This window comes from Pseudarthrobacter sp. MDT1-22, assembly GCF_054511035.1.
The window spans coordinates 26,379-41,797 of the sequence record NZ_JBTNDK010000011.1; the positions used below are offsets into that span (position 1 = coordinate 26,379).

Here is a 15,419-nt window from a genome sequence, read left to right on the forward strand (position 1 = left end):
CGGAACTTCCCAACAGGGCGCACTCTAGGCAGTACCCGCTACCGGCAAGAAGCGGACGACGGCGGGACTTCCCGCCGTCGTCCGCTTGCGTTGGTGTCATTGACCTGCAGAGCCGGCCGGCCGCCTACTTGTCGACCAGCGTGATGTCGAATGAGTACAGGTCCGGGCGGTAGGAATGGCGGCCGATGTCGACAGCCTTCCCGAGGCTGTCGTAGACCCGGCGGTTGACGGTAAGGACGGGAGCTCCGGGAGGCATTTCAAGGAGCCGCTCCTCGTCTGGCTCGGCTGTGCGGGCGCCGATGTTCTGCTTGGCCACCCGCATGGTTGCGCCGCGGGCTCGCATCAGCCGGTAGAGGCCGCCTTGCTCCAACTGTCCGTGCGACAAGGCGGCAAACCTTTCCGGCAGGTAGTTCTCGAGGATGGCGAACGGGACGCCGTCTGCGAGACGTATCCTGCGCAGGTGCAAGACCCTGGCGCCAGGTCCGGTGCCGAGGGCTTCGGCAACTTGTGGAGGGGCTGTTATGAGCTCGTGCGTCAGAACGCTGGAACTCGGGCGCTTGCCAATCCTGGACAGGTCTTCAAAGAGGCTGGACAGTGCCAGATCCCGGGTGAGCTGGCCGTGGACAACCTGGGTGCCGATTCCCCGGCTTTTCACCAGGAGTCCTTTGTCGACGAGCTCTTGGATCGCGTGGCGGATAGTTGGCCGTGAGAGGCCCAGCCGTCGCCCCAGAACCATCTCGTTCTCCAGGCGTGCACCGGCGGGCAGGCGGCCGGTGAGAATTGCTTGCTCAATGCAGGACGAGACCTGGGAGTAGAGGGGAACGGGACCTGCGCGGTCGACATCCACGAAAAGGTCCTCGGGCAAGACGATGTGATCCTGCAGCATTGTGGTCCTCCGGAATGACGTTGCGAACGGGTGGGGGCAGGAAGCCGGCGGACGTCCGTTGACGATGAGAAACCGTGACGTCTGCTCGACTCGACGGCCCTGCCGCCCCATGGGCAAGGCCGTCGCCGGGGAAACTCTTCCGAGGCGGGTGCCGGGTCCCGTCATCACCGGATTGTCGGGTCAGGCCGCGGTGGCGTTCTCACGGTATCGGCGGATGCCAAGTTCACCTTCGACGACGGCGGCAGTCAGTTCTTCGACGCTCGTGTCTTCGCGGCGAACGTCGAGGATCTTGCGCCCGTGGTTCATGACGATGTGCCGATCGCAGACTTCGAAGGCGTGGTGGAGGTTGTGGGTGACCAGTACGGAGCTGACTCCGTCGGCCTTCAGTGCCCGCAGGTAGTCCAGCAATGCTTCCGTGGCGCGCACCGCGAGCGCAGACGTAGGCTCATCAAGGATCAGGAGGCTGCGCTTGAAGTGGACGGCCCGGGCAATGGCCACCGCTTGCGCCTGACCTCCGGACAGCGACGAGACAAGCTGCTTGGAGCTCTTGATGCCTTCAATGGTCACCACGGAGTCCAGGATTTCGGAGGTGATGGCATCCATCTCCTTGATCTTCATCAGACCTAGGCGGTTCGTGATCTCGCGGCCCATAAAGATGTTGCGGCTAATGGACATCTGCGGGACCAGCGCCGAGTCCTGGAAGATCGTTTCGATGCCCAGGCTCTCGGTCAGGGCCCTGTTCACGTGCGGGTGCTTGGTGCCGTCCCAGGAGAAGTCGCCTGCGGTGGCCGCGACCACGCCTGACATGATCTTGACCAGTGTCGACTTACCGGCACCGTTGTCACCAAGGAGGCCCACAACCTCGCCTTTTCCGATGTCGAAAGATACATCGTCCAGGACGGTGTTGACGCCGTACTTCTTGGTGATGCCCTCAATCCGGAGCAGGTAGTCCTCGTTGATGGTCATGATGCTTTGCCTTCCATGAGCTTGTTGAAGATGGCGGCGACCACGATGATCAGGCCGACGAAGAGCTGGATGTAGAAGCCGGGCGCCTTGCCCAGGATCAGGCCGTTTTCGATGATGCGGATCAGGGCGGCGCCGACGATCATGCCGATGATGGTGCCCCGGCCTCCGAGGAGGGAGGTTCCGCCTACCACGGCAGCGGCAATGGCCATCAGGGTGTAATCCTCCGTGGAACCGGGCTGCATGGAGGAGGTCCGGACCGAGATCAGGATGCTGGCCAGGCCCACCATCGCTCCGAACAGGGCGTAGGAGAGGAGCTTGACCTTGAGCGGGTTGATGGAGATGGCCCTCGCGGCCGATGCGTTGCCGCCGACGGCGAAGATGTGGTTGCCGAGCTTGTGGCGGTGCAGGAAGAACCACGCCACTACTCCGACCACGATCATCCAGACCAGCTGCGAGCGGAAGAAGCCGAAATCGCCGGCGAAGAGGGTGACGAGTGCTTCGTCTTTGCCCTTGCGCAGCAGCGCCGGTGCCGTGCCGTTGATGAAGATGCTGGCCCCGGTCCAGAAGAACGCCATGCCAAGAGTGGCGATGAAGGACGGGATGCCGGTGATTACCACGATCAGTCCGTTGATCAGGGCAATACCGGTGGCCGCGGCGATTGCGGCCAGGACCCCCCAGCCCCAGCCGAACGAGTTGGAGACGTGAATGAACGTGATGGAAGAGAACCCGATGCTCGCGCCCAGGGAGAGGTCGAATTCTCCGGCGATCATCAGGATGCCGACTCCGATGGCCAGGATGGCCAATACCGGAATGCTCTGGGAGATGACGCCCGAGAGGTTGTTGGCCGACAGGAATGGGAAGGCGGGGCTGGCGATGCTGGCGATGACGAAGCCGATGATGACGACCGCCAGGATCGCGCCGATTTCGAGGGCTCCGCGGCCGCGGGTGTAGCGGATGTAGTCCTTGAATTTCTCGGCTGTTGTGACGGGTTGGTTATCGGCAAGACGGCGGATTTTGGTGATGGCCCCTGTTTCCAACGGCGCCGTGAGGACGTGTTGGTCGGTGCCTGTGTCTTGTGGTGACATGACCTGATCTTTCGATGGCAGCGGCGTCGATGCCGCGGAATGGAAGAGGTGGGCGCTGGGGCCCGGAAGGGGATGGAGCGGGGGCGTGGCCGCCGCTCCATCCCCCTATGACGCAGTTACCAGCGGACGCCCTGGAGGTCCGGCGCTTCGAGGTTTCCCACGTTTGTCTTGTCGATGAGGGAGACGCCGCCGGAGTTGATGTTCGCCGGTGCCAGGCCGAAGTCGATGGCAAGGGCGCTCTGCATCAGCGACTGGAATCCCTGGACGAAGCCCTGCTGGTCAGCCGTGGCGATGATGTCCCCGGCCTTGATGCCGTCGATGACCTGGGGGGAGGTGTCAAAGCCGACGATAGGAACCTTCACGCCGGCTGCCTCCATGGCAGCCAGGATGTTGCGGTGCGGGGTGCCTCCCAGAGGCGCCACTGCCTTGACGTCCTTGTTGGCGATGAGCCATGAGGTGAGGGAGTTCAGCGCTTCCTCATCGGAAGCGGAGGTCCGGAGGTACTCGCCCTTCGCACCCACCTTGTCGAGCGCTTTCTGCACGCCTCCGCCACGCTGGATGGCGTAGTTCTGCTCGGGCTCTTCCGCTGGGAAGAGGACCTTGTCGCCGGCGCCCAGCTTGGCTTCCGCAGCGAGACGCTCGCCAACGAGCGTGCCGACCTCGAAGAAGTCCTGACCGACGAAACCGCTGACGCAGTCGGCGGCACTCTCGGGTGCCGGCACGTTGTAGGCGACGACCTTGATGCCTGCCTTGGAGGCGTCACACGCCACCTTGACCCACTTCTCGCCTTCGTTGAAAGGCATCACGATGACGGCGGGCTTGGACGCCGTGGCTGTTGCCACGAGGTCCACCATTTTGTCCGGATCAGCATCAGCGGTCTGGTGCGTCAGCTGTAGGCCGCCGAGAGTGGACGCGTCTTCCGCTCCCTTGAGGATCTGGGCCCAGAATGCGTCGCCGGCAGGGTTGTAGTAGGTCAGGAAGTACACACTGCGGTTTTCGGCACGGCTGCCGAACTTGTCGGCCAGGCCGGTGGTTGATGATGCAGTGGTCGTTGCGGTGCAGCCTGCCAGCGCCAGCGTAGCCACGCCCGCCATGGCAATTACGCCGAGTCCCCGCTTGAAGGTAGAAATAGGTTTCACTTCGTCGTGTCCCTCTCATAGGTGCCGAAGCCTGCCTCCATCCGGAACTGGTGTCCGGTGGGAGCGGCCGATCTTCGACTTATTGTCAGGACATTCTTACGCCTAATCCCTGGCACGTGCAAGGCTTTTTGAAAAAGTCCTGTCTCGTGCCAGTTTTGTGACGCGGGGCACACGGCGTGGATTGCGGATGCGGGCATGCAACTTCCGCGGGAAACGCTGCGCCGGGACGTCGGCGGCAGCGCCGGCCTACCTGGGGTGCAGCTGCGCCTCTGACCGGGGCTGGCCCGTACTTCCCCTGATGACCAGCGTGGGAACGATCATGCGTTCCTGGGGCGCCGACTCCTGGTCTGACATCATCTGAACGGCGGCCTCAACGGCTGCCGTGCTCATTTCCGCGGGATCCTGGCGGACGCTCGTCAGGTCAAGGAACGACAGCCTGGCGATGCGGCTGTCATCGTAGCCCGTGACCGAAACATCCTCGGGCACCCGCAATCCGGCACGCAGAAGCCTATGGATCAGGCCCATGGCAGCGTGGTCGTTGGAGCAGACCACCGCGGTGGGCATGACCGGCTCCGCGAGAAGCGACTCGGCGGCACTGGCGCCGGATTCCTCGGTGAAGTCCCCGCCGATCTCCCGGACCCGCGAGGGCAGTCCGTGCCTGTCCATGGCCGTCACGTATCCCTGGTGGCGGGCAGCGAATTCAGGAAGTGACCGCGTCAGCACGTAGGCAATATCCCGGTGCCCGAGTTCCACCAAATGGTCCACGGCCGCCGCGATCCCCCGTTGCCCGTCTGACCGGACAGCACTGCAGACACCCTGCGGCAGAGGTCTGCCGATGCTGACCACCGGCAGCCTCTTTGCCAGTTTCCGCAGCTCGTTTACAGGCGTTTCCGGCGAAATCAGGATGACGGACTCAGTGCGGAACCCGAGCAGTTCCGTGATGGCATCCCGCTCGTCCCGCGTCGCCGTCAAGGCACCGAGAATCAGGTTGTAGCCACGCTCGTGGGCCGCCGCATAGAGGGCTTCCACAATGTCGTCCGCGGATGAGTGGGCGGGATTGAAAAGCACGCCGATGTAGTTGCTGCTCCGCCGGCGAAGTGACCGCGCCGCTATGTCCGGGCTGTATCCAAGCTCGGAAGCCGCCTCAAAGATGCGTTCCCGCGTCGAGGAACTGACGCCCGCCTCATTGCGGAAGGCGAGCCCCACAAGCTGCCGTGAAACGCCGACGCGAGTGGCGACGTCCATCATGGTCGGCCGTTTAGAGATCACTTGGACATCCTATACGCGCAGGGTTGATGGCCCTCCGCCGAGTTTGTCAGGACATCCCTTGACGAAAAACTGGCACGTGCTAGTCTTGAGGAAATCGCGCTCAGATCCCCTTCCTCACACGGCTGAGGTCTCGTTCCCTCATCCAGGCAAACCCCACGAAAGCAGGGCCTACCAATGTCGTTAGCCACTGATCCGAACACCACCGACATCCAGCAATGCCCTTTCAGCGGCGCCGCACTCGCCGGCGAAGAAGCACTCAGGCCGGACCCTGTCGCGGCGCCCGGGATTGGCCCGAATCCCGCTCTGGAGACAGATCCCGGCGTCTTCTACGATCCGCTCTCCTACGCCGCGTATGACCATCCCTATGAGCTGTACAAAATCCTGCGGGACAAGGCGCCGGTCTACTACAACGAGCGCCGCGACCTGTACGTCGTCTCGCGTTATGCCGATGTCCAGGCAGGCCTGCGAAACCACGGGCAGCTCTCCAGCGCCCTGGGCAATGACATGGACGGTACTCATGCGTCCTACGGGGCAGGCAACCTGATCATGGTGGACGCTCCCCGGCACACCTCGCTGCGATCAGCCGTCCGTCGCGTCTTTGTCGGACGCGAGATACTGTCCAAGGAAGACGGCATCAGGGAACTGGCCCGCCACCTGATCGCGGAACTCCGCGAGAACGGCGGCGGTGATTTTGCCACTGAGGTGGCGCTTCCGTTGGCTATCGGTGCGGCCACGAAAATGATTGGCATGGCCGTCGAGGACAGCGGAATGCTGCAGGAACATCTCCTGCGCTCCATGGTGCGGACGGTGGGCGAGTTCGGAGTGCCGGACGACGCCGCGGTCTCCAATCAGGAAGCCGAAGAGCACCTCGCGGACGTGTTTGGGAAGCGGAGCGAAGAGGTCGAAGCCGGTGGCACCGCCACAGGGGCGGATGCCATCACCCAGATCATCCTCGGCATGCACGCCGGGAAGGTGGAGCCGGATGAACAGGTGGGCCTCGCCCATCTGATTCTGTCGGCAGCCATCGACGCCCCCGCCGCCCTCCTCACCAACCTCGTGGCCACCCTCGACAAGTTCCCGGCCTTCCAGCGCTGCCTTGCGAAGGACCCTGCCGCCATTCCGGCCTTTGTGGAGGAGACACTCCGCTTTGACACCCCCGGCCAGAACCTCTGCCGGCAGACCACCGCCGAGATCACCATCGCCGGCGTGACCATACCGGCGGACTCCCGGGTGATGTTCCTGCTGGGCTCCGCCAACCGGGACGAAAGGGTCTTCCAGAACCCGGACTTCTTTGATATCAGCCGCGAGCTGACGCCGGAGAACCGCATCATGACCTTCGGCGACGGTATCCACGCCTGCCTGGGCGCACCCCTGGCCCGGCTGGCCGGACGCGTCCTCGTGGAGACTCTCCTCGAAGGCCCTGAGATCCGCGTCGTCGGGTTGCCGGAGCGCTGGGCCAAGCAAATGGTCCGCGGCTTCGCAAAGCTTCCGGTGAAGTTCGTTGACTGAGGTCAACGGCTGGGAGAACCTCTCCGGCCTGCTGCCACAGTCACGCGGCTGGATGCACTCCGGTGTCGCCGTGCTCAGCGACGGCAGGATTCTCTGCGCCCACCCGGAAGGCTGCGACCTGTTGGTCATCGACCCTTCAGGTCGCTCCGAAACCATACGAACGTCCCTGACCGAAATGCACAGCATTTTCACCTGCGACCGTGACGGCGTAGAAGTCATCGCGGTGGCCGATCCCGGGCACCGCTTCGTCGAGGATCCCGCCGATGCGTCGGCCTACGTCGATCACTTCTCGCCCGGGCGCGCAGTGATCCTGAACAGGGACGGAAGCGTCCTCCTGGAACTGGAATGCCCGCCACTGCTGGACTATGCACTGGAGTCATGGCGCCCGACGTCGATCGCCGTCGACGACTCCCGATACTCCGGCAGCGGTGACATCTGGGTAGCCGACGGGTACGGCGCCAGCCTGGTGCACCGTTTCGACGCCTCGGGCCACTACCTCGGAACGCGGGACGGCGCTGAAACGGGCACCGCCTTCGCCTGCCCGCACGGGATAATGCTGCGGACCCACCATGGGCGCCTCGAAATCTACGTGGCGGACCGCACCAACCGCCGAATCGTAGTCATGGACCCGAACGGAATGCAGTCGCGGCTCCTGGGCGAAGGAGTCCTGGACAGCCCGTCCTCGCTCGTTCTCGTGGAGAACCGGATCTACATTACCGAACTCTTCGGCGGAGTCGCGAGGTTCGACGGCGATGCATTCACCCGCGTCCTTGAACAGACCCGGCCCCGGTCGAACGAGGACGACGCCTGGCCCAACCGCCGCACCCCCGAGGGCCTGGACGGACCGGTTGTGGACCCGGGGTTCTTTAACAGCCCCCACGGCATCGCTGCCGACGATCACTGGCTCTACGTCACCGAGTGGTTCATCGGCGGGCGGCTCAGCCGCCTGTCACTCACGCAGTACTAGAACACACTTCCCCGCACCCATCCCACGCGACGACTTTCAGATTGAGAGCAGGACCATGAGCACAACAGAGACCATCTCCGGGCCGATTTCGGACCTCACCCTCGAAGAGGCCCATTTCGTTGCCCGCGTCGCGTCGAAGACACACGCAGCCGACGACGTCGTACTCCTCACCCTCCAGCACCAGGACGGCGAAGACCTTCCGCCGTGGCGACCCGGCGCCCATATCGACCTGGTTCTTTCCAACGGCCTGACGCGGCAGTACTCCCTCTGCGGCGATCCGGCAGATCGGAGCAGCTACGTCGTTGGTGTCCTCAATGCGCCCAACAGCCGCGGCGGCTCGCAGTTCGTTCACGAATCGCTGGCTGCCGGCGATTCGGTGACTGTCCGCGGTCCGCGGAACCACTTCCGGCTGGTCGATGCCCCCAGCTACCTGTTCGTCGCCGGTGGTATCGGAATCACGCCCATTGCCGCGATGGTCCGTGAAGTACAGCAGCAGGGGAAGCCCTGGACACTCGTCTACGGAGGCCGGACACTTTCCTCCATGGCCTTCAGGGATGAGCTAACCGCCCACGGCACCCGAACCACCTTGTGGCCCCAGGACCAGAAGGGGATCATCGATCTGCCCACGGCCCTGGGCTCCCCGGACAGCCACACAGCCGTCTACACCTGCGGTCCGGAACCGCTCCTGGCCGCCGTCGAGGCAATCTGTGCCGAGAAATGGCCCTCCGGGTCCCTGCACCTGGAACGGTTCACGGCAAAGAAGGTGGACACCGCGCACGATGTGGCGTTCGAAATCGAACTGGCAACGAGCGGCGTACGGCTGACCGTCCCGGCGGATAAATCCGTCCTGCGTGTTCTCGAAGAAGCCGGCACGCGCATCCTTTCCTCCTGCGGCGAAGGGACCTGCGGCACCTGCGAAACCACGGTCATCGAGGGAAGGATCGACCACCGCGACTCCGTCCTCACCCACGAAGAAAAAGCCGAGAACAGCTGCATGATGGTCTGCGTCTCCCGCGCCACGTGCCCCGTTCTGGTGCTGGACCTCTAGCCTTCCTGCCGCCCAGTTACGCGGACGACGACGGGACCTCCCGCCGTCGTCCGTTTCCGTTTGGTGCCTCACCAGGCAGCTGTGCTCTGCACGTCCGGTCCGGTCCAGTAACGCCACGGCTCCGAATCCTTTGTAGAGATCAACAGCGTTAGAGATCACCAGAGGAAGGCGGGCATGAGCGTTCGGCAGGAATCCGCGACGTGGGCGGCCACGCTGCGGCGGCACATCATTCCAACCGGGCTGGGCTCGTGCACGGTGCGTGTCCAGCAGGGCACCGGCGGGTCCCCGGCGTCCGGCACAGCGGAGGTGTATCTTCACGGCGCCGCGGGATCCTGGACCACTTTTGAGCCGCTGCTTTCCGACGCTTCGCCCCGCGATCGTGTCCTGATTGATCTGCCGGGCTGGGGCGAATCCACCAAGGGAGCCAGGCTGGAACACTTCGGCATCGAGGCGATGGCACGCGCCGTCACTGAGGTGCTGGCCTTGCTCGGCTACCCGCAATGGCACCTCGTGGGCCACTCCATGGGAGGCTTCCTGGCGTTGCATATTGCCGCGGCATGGCCGGAACGGACCGCGAGCGTCGCCGCCATTTCGGCCACGACATTCGGCGTGTCCGAGGCCGCCCGCAAGCCGCTGCTCAGTCTGTCCCGATTCCCGGCGTTCGTCGGCATGAGGCTGCTCATGCGCTCACTGGCGGCCCTGGGTCCGGCAGGGCTGGCCCTGGTCCGTGCAGTCGGCGCCACCCCCGTGCTGGCGACCCGCGGGGACACTGATGTGTTCACGTCTCTTTCCGACCTTGACCGGCTGGCCGCCACAATTCCGAACGTCCGGACTGTGACGATCCCGCGCTGCGGCCACTTCGCCAACGTCGAGCAGCCGGAGCACGTGCAGCAACTGCTCGAGGGCCTGTGGTCACTGTGAAGGCGTTGAATCACAGGTTTGCGGCTTCTTGCTCCGCCAGCCTGATCATACGAAGTTCGTCCTCCACCGCGCGGGACGGCCAATAGTCCTTCGACAGCTCAGTTGCCCGGGTCAGATCTGCCGCCGGGAAGAGCTTGCCGAGCATTCCGGCCGCCTGGAGCAGGGCGATCAGCACTATGGTCCTCGCATCGGGCGCCTTGGAATCAGGCTTGGCAGCAGGGGCCCCGGCACCAGGCTTCGTGGAATCGGGCGTCCCTGCGTCAGCCGTCCCCGCATCACTGGTCCCCGCATCAGAGCCGGCATCGGTCGCCATGGTATCCGGCGGCTCAAGTTCGGACGGCGGGCCGCTGAGGGCGGCCTGGATCTTTTCCAGGAGCGCCGACTCCGGAGCGTGGTCCTTCTCCGGGTACCGCACGGCCCGGAACCGGCCCAGGTGCTTTTCGCCGACATGTTCTACGATGCCCAGTGACGCCATGCCCTCGTAGACACGCTGCACTACGGCGCGGCCCTCCAGCATGCCTACCCACCCCTTGGGAGTGTGGGGCCGGGATTTGCCACGGATGACTTCCAGCTCGCGCTGGAAGTCCGTTGCCGGGGCGTCGCCGGTGGCCCTGATGCGCTTCCCCTGCAGCTCGATCGCACCGATCAGGTCCAGCTCGGCCAATATTGCCCCTGCCACAGTGGTCCTGAGTGCGAACACCGGCACTTCAGGTTTGCCGTTCATGTCGTTCGTTGCCAGAAGGAGGAAGGCCTGGGGAAGGTTCAGCTCCGCCGCCTTCGGTGTTTCAGCGTCCATACGAACATGGTGGCCCTGTTGGGCGCCCACCACAATGAGGATTTACAAAGGCGAGCGGACGACGGCGGGACCTCCTGCCGTCGGACGCAAGGATGGCCCCGTTGATGTTGGTGATGGTGGGGCCGGGGTCCACTGCATTGAAGCGCAGGCCCTTGGGCCCGTACATCACGGCCGAGTTCCTGGTCAGGCCAAGGCTGGGCAGGTGGCCGCCTGTAGACGTGTGCTCAGCGCTGGACCAGCGCATGTATGCGTCGGGAGATTTCTTCGCCTGCCAGGATGCCGCGGGCATCGGTGACGCGCAGGTGATCCCTGCGGAAGTCGACGTCGGCGAGTTCTCCGTGGGAGGGACGGAAGGCGACGTCAGCTTCGGCCAGCATCGGCCCGTCCAGCAGCGAATCCCCGGCGGCGATCACCCGGGAGGCCCCAGTCCGCCGGGCGACTTCTGCGACGGCGCTGTTCTTCGTCACCGCGTGCGGCACACAGTAGAGCTTGCGGCCCTGGACGGACACCGTCCAGCCGAGCGAGGCACACCATGCGTCCAGCTCCCGCACGAATTCCGCGGGCATGAGCTCCCGGTCCACGATGGCGTAGAGGAAGAGCTCTTCGGCCTGGCGCAGCCGGAGAATCCAGGACCGGTAGGCCTCCCGGGACAAAAATTCCTCGATGACGGCCAGCGGCGCCGAGCCCTCCGAGACCCGTTGCCCGACTGTGGTCTGCCACTCGATGTCCGGCTCGCCGTTCTTGAGCAGGACACCGCCGTTGGTGGTGACCGCGTATTCAGGCACGGCACCGGGCAGCCGGACCCGCCGGTACTGGGCCTCGGTCCGGGTGGTCACTGGGACGAAGATGGTTGTCCGGGTCAGTTCGAGCAGCAGCCGCTCGGCGGTGCGGGTCATAAACGAGATCGGCACCCCCTCGTGGAGCTCCGCAACCACCATGTCCGGTGCCAGGTGGTCGGGGACGTCCAGAAAGAAGGCCTTCGCGGAGTAGATGAGGGTCCGGTCAAGGTCCGAGGCCAGCAGGACGGAATTCACAGGGCGGCCGCCGCAGTGACTCCATCGGCGCCGGATACCCCGCTGAACGTCGGATCGATGAGCCCCACGCAGCTGAAGGGCAGGTGCGGCACCTCCAGCACCGGTACATCGCGCTGCTGAGCCAGCAGCAGGATGTGGGCTATCTCGGGCGCGGCATCAGGACGCACCAGGATCTTCCACGGCACCCTGCGCAGCAGCACGCGTGTTGTCTCGCCGACTCCGGGTTTGATGAGGTTCAGGTCGTCGATCCCGTGTTCCCGGCCGAGGCTTTCCACGGCGAGCCTGCCGGCCCAGGTGGGCGTCCGGTCCGCGGCCAGCAGCGCCCCGGCTTCTGCCCGGGCGAACGATTCGACGGTTGGGAAATGGCCAGAGACGGCGGCCAAGAACTCCCGCGAGACGTCGTCACCGCGCAGCTGGTGGTAAAACTTGGCCCCGTGGAAGTCGTCGGGGCCGATGAACTCCGTGTTGAAGACCGTGCGGGACACGAGCCCGGACACCGTCGAGTTCAGGCAGGCGGAGGGTATGAGGTAGTCCTCGCGCGTGCCGTACATGGCGGCGCAGTGCCCGGGATCGGCGAGCACGGCGAGGTCCTTGGGGAAGGCAACACCGTCGGTTTCGGCGAAGCGGTCGAGGCCGGCCGAGAGCTCGCGGGTGATCGCGCCCTTTCCGGTCCAGCCGTCCACAAAGAGGATCTGCTCCGGGTCATGGTGGGCGGCCAGGTATCGCAGGGCCGTCTGGTCCGGCCCGACGCCGCGCACGATGCTCATCGTGTAGTGGGGAAGGTCGATGCCGTGGATCTGCTGGGCCCAGCGGCGCATCAGGATGCCGACCGGTGTGCCGGCCCTGGCCAGGGAAACCAACACAGGCCGGTTCCGGCGCGCGGCCAGCGCCATCTCGGTCACGGTGCCCACGGCCTGCGCGACGCGCGCGGCGGAGCGTTTCAAGGCGTCCCGGTACAGCTGCTGGTACTGCTGCGAGGGCGAATATTCGATCGGCAGGGACTCTGCATAGCTCGCCCTGCCCGATTGCATCGCGGCTTCACGATCGGCCGCGGGCGCTTCCAGCGCGGCATCACCGATGTCCTGGAGCAACCAGGTGACTTCCTCCGGTGCGTAGGAACCGAACGCCGGTCCGGCCAGCGGCGCCGGGAGGACGGGTGAGGCGGGCAGGAGGACGACCACGACCGCGCTGCACACGGCGACAAGCGCCTCCGTCACGCTGCCGGGACCCGAGAGGACCTCCGCGGGGGTCCCGGGTTCGGGCATCAGGACGATCGTGCCGAATCTGCGGCCGACGGAGGAAACATTGTGGGCGAAGCGCACACCGGGGCCGTCCACGGTGACGTCATGGCTGGCGAACCGCACCGTGCCCGTGATGGCGTAATCCGGGCGGTCCAGGGCGACGATCGGGGATCGGGTGGTAGTGGAGAACCGGACGCCGCGGTCCGGATTCAGCCGGTCCAGTGCATCGGCCACGGCCAGGGGCACGTGGATGAACTCCTCGCTGCCCAGGACCAGCACGGACTCCGCGCCGGCCGCCTGCGGAAGGGCCCGGTGGATCGACTCCCCGACGTCGGCCAGCGTAGCCGCGGCGGGGGAACCGCCGTTGCCGAACCGGTCGCTGCGGACAGCTGCGCCGACCGTCCCGGGCCTGAGGAAGGTCACCGTTCCGGGTGCCCAATCCGGGGTTGCCGGCGCCTGCGGCAGTGCGGCCACCACCTCCTCGGCACGCTGGAGAATGTCCGCGCCCAGGGTGATCTGCCCCGTGCCCAGAGCCACCACCCGGATGCGGGTCCCGAGCCGCTCCGCGAGTTCGTCGAACCGGGCCCGGTCCCCCGGTGTCCGCAGGTCCACGAGCGCAGCCACCGTGTAGCTGGGATGGGGAGCCAAGGCGTGGAGTTCGGTGATGGTGTTGATGATCGTGGCCCCGGTGCTGAGTTCGTCGTCGACCAGCACCACCGGTTCAGGGGCGTTCAGGCGCCGCGGATCCGTGGGGAGCAGCCGGTGTGAGGTGGCGTGCGAATGTGATTCCTCGAAGGACCCGTAGGCGGCGGCGCCCGCCGGGGCGTGCCGGGAGGAATGGATGTAATACGAGCCGATCGTGTCAGCCACAAGCCGTCCCAGGCCGGTGGCCGTCTCCGCGTAGCCGATGGTAATGATCTGCGGGTTGCGGGTCTTCAACCCGGCGAGCTGCAGACGGAGGCTCTGCAACGCGGCCCGCCGGCCGCCGTCGTGCGTTTCCCCGCGCAGGAGCGCGGCGAGCCCGGCCGCAATGGTCGGAGTGACGGATACGGATTCCGGGGTATCGGACAGAGCCTCGCCGACGAGCACTCCCAGCAACTCACCGGCGGCTATGACCAGCCCGGGTTCAGAGGGGACGTGTTTGCCGAGCACCCGGGACACCAGCAGGTGGGCCCGCTTGGGGTTGCGGCGCAGTGCCAGTCCCACGAGGTCCTCGACCGGCAGCAGGCTCGCGGAGTGGTCCGTCGTGATGCCGACGCCGAGGGCGTCCCGCACAAAACCGCCGGTCCAGATGTCCTGGCTCAATTCATGCTCGCTTCCAGAAGGTCAACGTAAGTGATGTTCTCGGCGGCAACACCAAACGCTGCGGCACGCAGCAGCGTCTGGCCGGCCCAGGCCTGATGGGGCTTCATCTCATTCATCTTGTTGCCGTACGGCGAGGCCGAGGCGCCGCCGCCGTTCTTGCCGGCGATCTCCAGCGCGTCCACGTATTCCTCGTGGCTGACGACGCACATGGCATGGACCAGCGGGACATGGGTGGGGTGGATGACCGTCTTGCCCAGCAGCCCGTTGGCCAGGTCCAGTTCGATTTCGCGGATCAGCCCGTCGAGGTTGGCCGTCAGAATCCGATCGCGCAGCGGCATCTCATTTGCGTCGGCGAAGGGAGTGCGCCGCAGCAGGGGGCGCAGCACCCGCTCGCTGTTGCTGTAGTGCTCCCAGACCGGGCCGGAGATCACGAATCCGTTGTCCGGCCGGCCCAGCATATTCACGATGTCCCCGATCACGGAGGCGACCACCTTGACGTCATAGATGGTCAGGTCCCGGGAGCGGCGCAGGCCGAAAGCACTGGACATGTCCGTGGCGCCCACGCGGACGGCCAGGACATCCTCCTTGTTGGCTTGCAGCACGTCGCAGATACCGGACAAAGTCCTGGCCCGGGTCTCGCCGTGGATCACGAGCGGAGATTCCATGATGGGCATGATCCGCAGCCTGCGGCCGCCCCCGCGTGAAGCGTTGATGGTATGCAGGGCATCCAGGAACCGCTGGGCCTGGCCGGTCTCATTCTCGAACTTCGGAATGACAAAGCCCACCAGCAGGTCCAGTGCCTTACCGCAGCGGCTGGCCAGGCTCAGCATCTGTTCCGGCGTGCGGACCCGGAGAAACAGCAACGGCCCCTCGTCGGAGTGGAAGGCGCCGACAGCGTCGCTGCCGCTGTCGCCACTCCTGTCGTCGTCGCTGCCGATGCCGCTCCCGCGGCGCGGCCCGGCGGAACCGGCATGCAGCCGGGTCAGCGTGTTCACGACGTTGGTCTCTGCAGAGTCCACCGCATCATCGGCGATGGAATCCTCGAGGCAGATCACCATGCTCAGGCAGCCGCGGGCAGCCTGTTTGCGGATATCCTGAGCCAGGTTCGGGCGGTCCGCCGGAGTGTAGAGCGTGGCGCCCAAGGCCACGGCCAGCACCGCTGGCGCCGAGCCCAGGCTCAGCTCCTGCGGAGCGATGTGGAAAAGGCGCGAGGCATTCTCGTCGCTAAGAAAACTGAAATGGCGCATGCCGTC

The 15,419-nt window shown here is 65.4% G+C and carries 13 protein-coding genes; 4 read left to right on the forward strand and 9 right to left on the reverse strand.

The genetic code is table 11. From position 1 onward, the window contains the following. Nucleotides 1–124: 124 nt before the first annotated feature. From ACX80M_RS10610 to ACX80M_RS10630, 5 genes are all read right to left on the reverse strand, one after another. Nucleotides 125–886 carry a GntR family transcriptional regulator gene (locus ACX80M_RS10610; RefSeq protein ID WP_459309608.1) on the reverse strand — a complete coding sequence of 254 codons (762 nt, stop codon included), beginning with the start codon at nt 884–886 and terminating at the stop codon, nt 125–127. 180 nt (nt 887–1,066) lie between these two features. Next, a complete protein-coding gene (locus ACX80M_RS10615) occupies nt 1,067–1,852 on the reverse strand; it encodes an ATP-binding cassette domain-containing protein (protein WP_252600457.1) in 786 nt (261 codons plus the stop codon). Then, nucleotides 1,849–2,937: an ABC transporter permease gene (locus tag ACX80M_RS10620; protein WP_252600456.1), complete on the reverse strand. Its 1,089-nt coding sequence runs from the start codon at nt 2,935–2,937 to the stop codon at nt 1,849–1,851. The genes ACX80M_RS10615 and ACX80M_RS10620 overlap by 4 nt, the downstream gene beginning before the upstream one ends. A 116-nt stretch (nt 2,938–3,053) precedes the next feature. Continuing rightward, nucleotides 3,054–4,076 (reverse strand): substrate-binding domain-containing protein, encoded by a 1,023-nt coding sequence (locus ACX80M_RS10625; protein WP_252614674.1) that lies wholly within the window; start codon nt 4,074–4,076, stop codon nt 3,054–3,056. A 246-nt stretch (nt 4,077–4,322) separates the two neighbouring features. Next, the gene (locus ACX80M_RS10630) at nt 4,323–5,345 is read right to left on the reverse strand and encodes a LacI family DNA-binding transcriptional regulator (RefSeq protein WP_252614673.1); all 1,023 of its coding nucleotides are present in this window, start codon (nt 5,343–5,345) and stop codon (nt 4,323–4,325) included. A 174-nt stretch (nt 5,346–5,519) separates the two neighbouring features. Here ACX80M_RS10630 and ACX80M_RS10635 point away from each other — a divergent pair, with 174 nt between their 5' ends. The 4 genes from ACX80M_RS10635 to ACX80M_RS10650 all read left to right on the forward strand — a co-directional run bounded on the left by ACX80M_RS10635 (nt 5,520) and on the right by ACX80M_RS10650 (nt 9,790). Next, nucleotides 5,520–6,854 carry a cytochrome P450 gene (locus tag ACX80M_RS10635; protein ID WP_252610996.1) on the forward strand — a complete coding sequence of 445 codons (1,335 nt, stop codon included), beginning with the start codon at nt 5,520–5,522 and terminating at the stop codon, nt 6,852–6,854. Beyond that, the gene (locus ACX80M_RS10640) at nt 6,847–7,821 is read left to right on the forward strand and encodes an NHL repeat-containing protein (protein ID WP_252610998.1); all 975 of its coding nucleotides are present in this window, start codon (nt 6,847–6,849) and stop codon (nt 7,819–7,821) included. Before ACX80M_RS10635 ends, ACX80M_RS10640 begins: the two co-directional genes overlap by 8 nt. A 55-nt stretch (nt 7,822–7,876) precedes the next feature. Beyond that, nucleotides 7,877–8,869, forward strand: coding sequence for a PDR/VanB family oxidoreductase (locus ACX80M_RS10645; protein WP_252611000.1), 993 nt, complete (start codon nt 7,877–7,879; stop codon nt 8,867–8,869). Nucleotides 8,870–9,043: 174 nt separating this feature from the next. Then, a complete protein-coding gene (locus tag ACX80M_RS10650) occupies nt 9,044–9,790 on the forward strand; it encodes an alpha/beta fold hydrolase (protein ID WP_459309611.1) in 747 nt (248 codons plus the stop codon). A gap of 10 nt (nt 9,791–9,800) precedes the next feature. Here the strand turns inward: ACX80M_RS10650 and ACX80M_RS10655 are convergent, their stop codons facing one another. The 4 genes from ACX80M_RS10655 to ACX80M_RS10670 all read right to left on the reverse strand — a co-directional run bounded on the left by ACX80M_RS10655 (nt 9,801) and on the right by ACX80M_RS10670 (nt 15,413). After that, nucleotides 9,801–10,586: a GOLPH3/VPS74 family protein gene (locus ACX80M_RS10655; protein ID WP_256473039.1), complete on the reverse strand. Its 786-nt coding sequence runs from the start codon at nt 10,584–10,586 to the stop codon at nt 9,801–9,803. A gap of 224 nt (nt 10,587–10,810) precedes the next feature. Beyond that, entirely contained in the window at nt 10,811–11,620 is an 810-nt protein-coding gene (locus tag ACX80M_RS10660) for an HAD family hydrolase (RefSeq protein WP_252568455.1), read from the reverse strand. Further along, nucleotides 11,617–14,166, reverse strand: a complete 2,550-nt coding sequence (locus tag ACX80M_RS10665; RefSeq protein ID WP_459309612.1) for a phosphoribosyltransferase domain-containing protein — start codon at nt 14,164–14,166, stop codon at nt 11,617–11,619. The genes ACX80M_RS10660 and ACX80M_RS10665 overlap by 4 nt, the downstream gene beginning before the upstream one ends. Then, nucleotides 14,163–15,413: an HpcH/HpaI aldolase/citrate lyase family protein gene (locus ACX80M_RS10670; protein ID WP_252600442.1), complete on the reverse strand. Its 1,251-nt coding sequence runs from the start codon at nt 15,411–15,413 to the stop codon at nt 14,163–14,165. The genes ACX80M_RS10665 and ACX80M_RS10670 overlap by 4 nt, the downstream gene beginning before the upstream one ends. Nucleotides 15,414–15,419 lie beyond the last annotated feature (6 nt).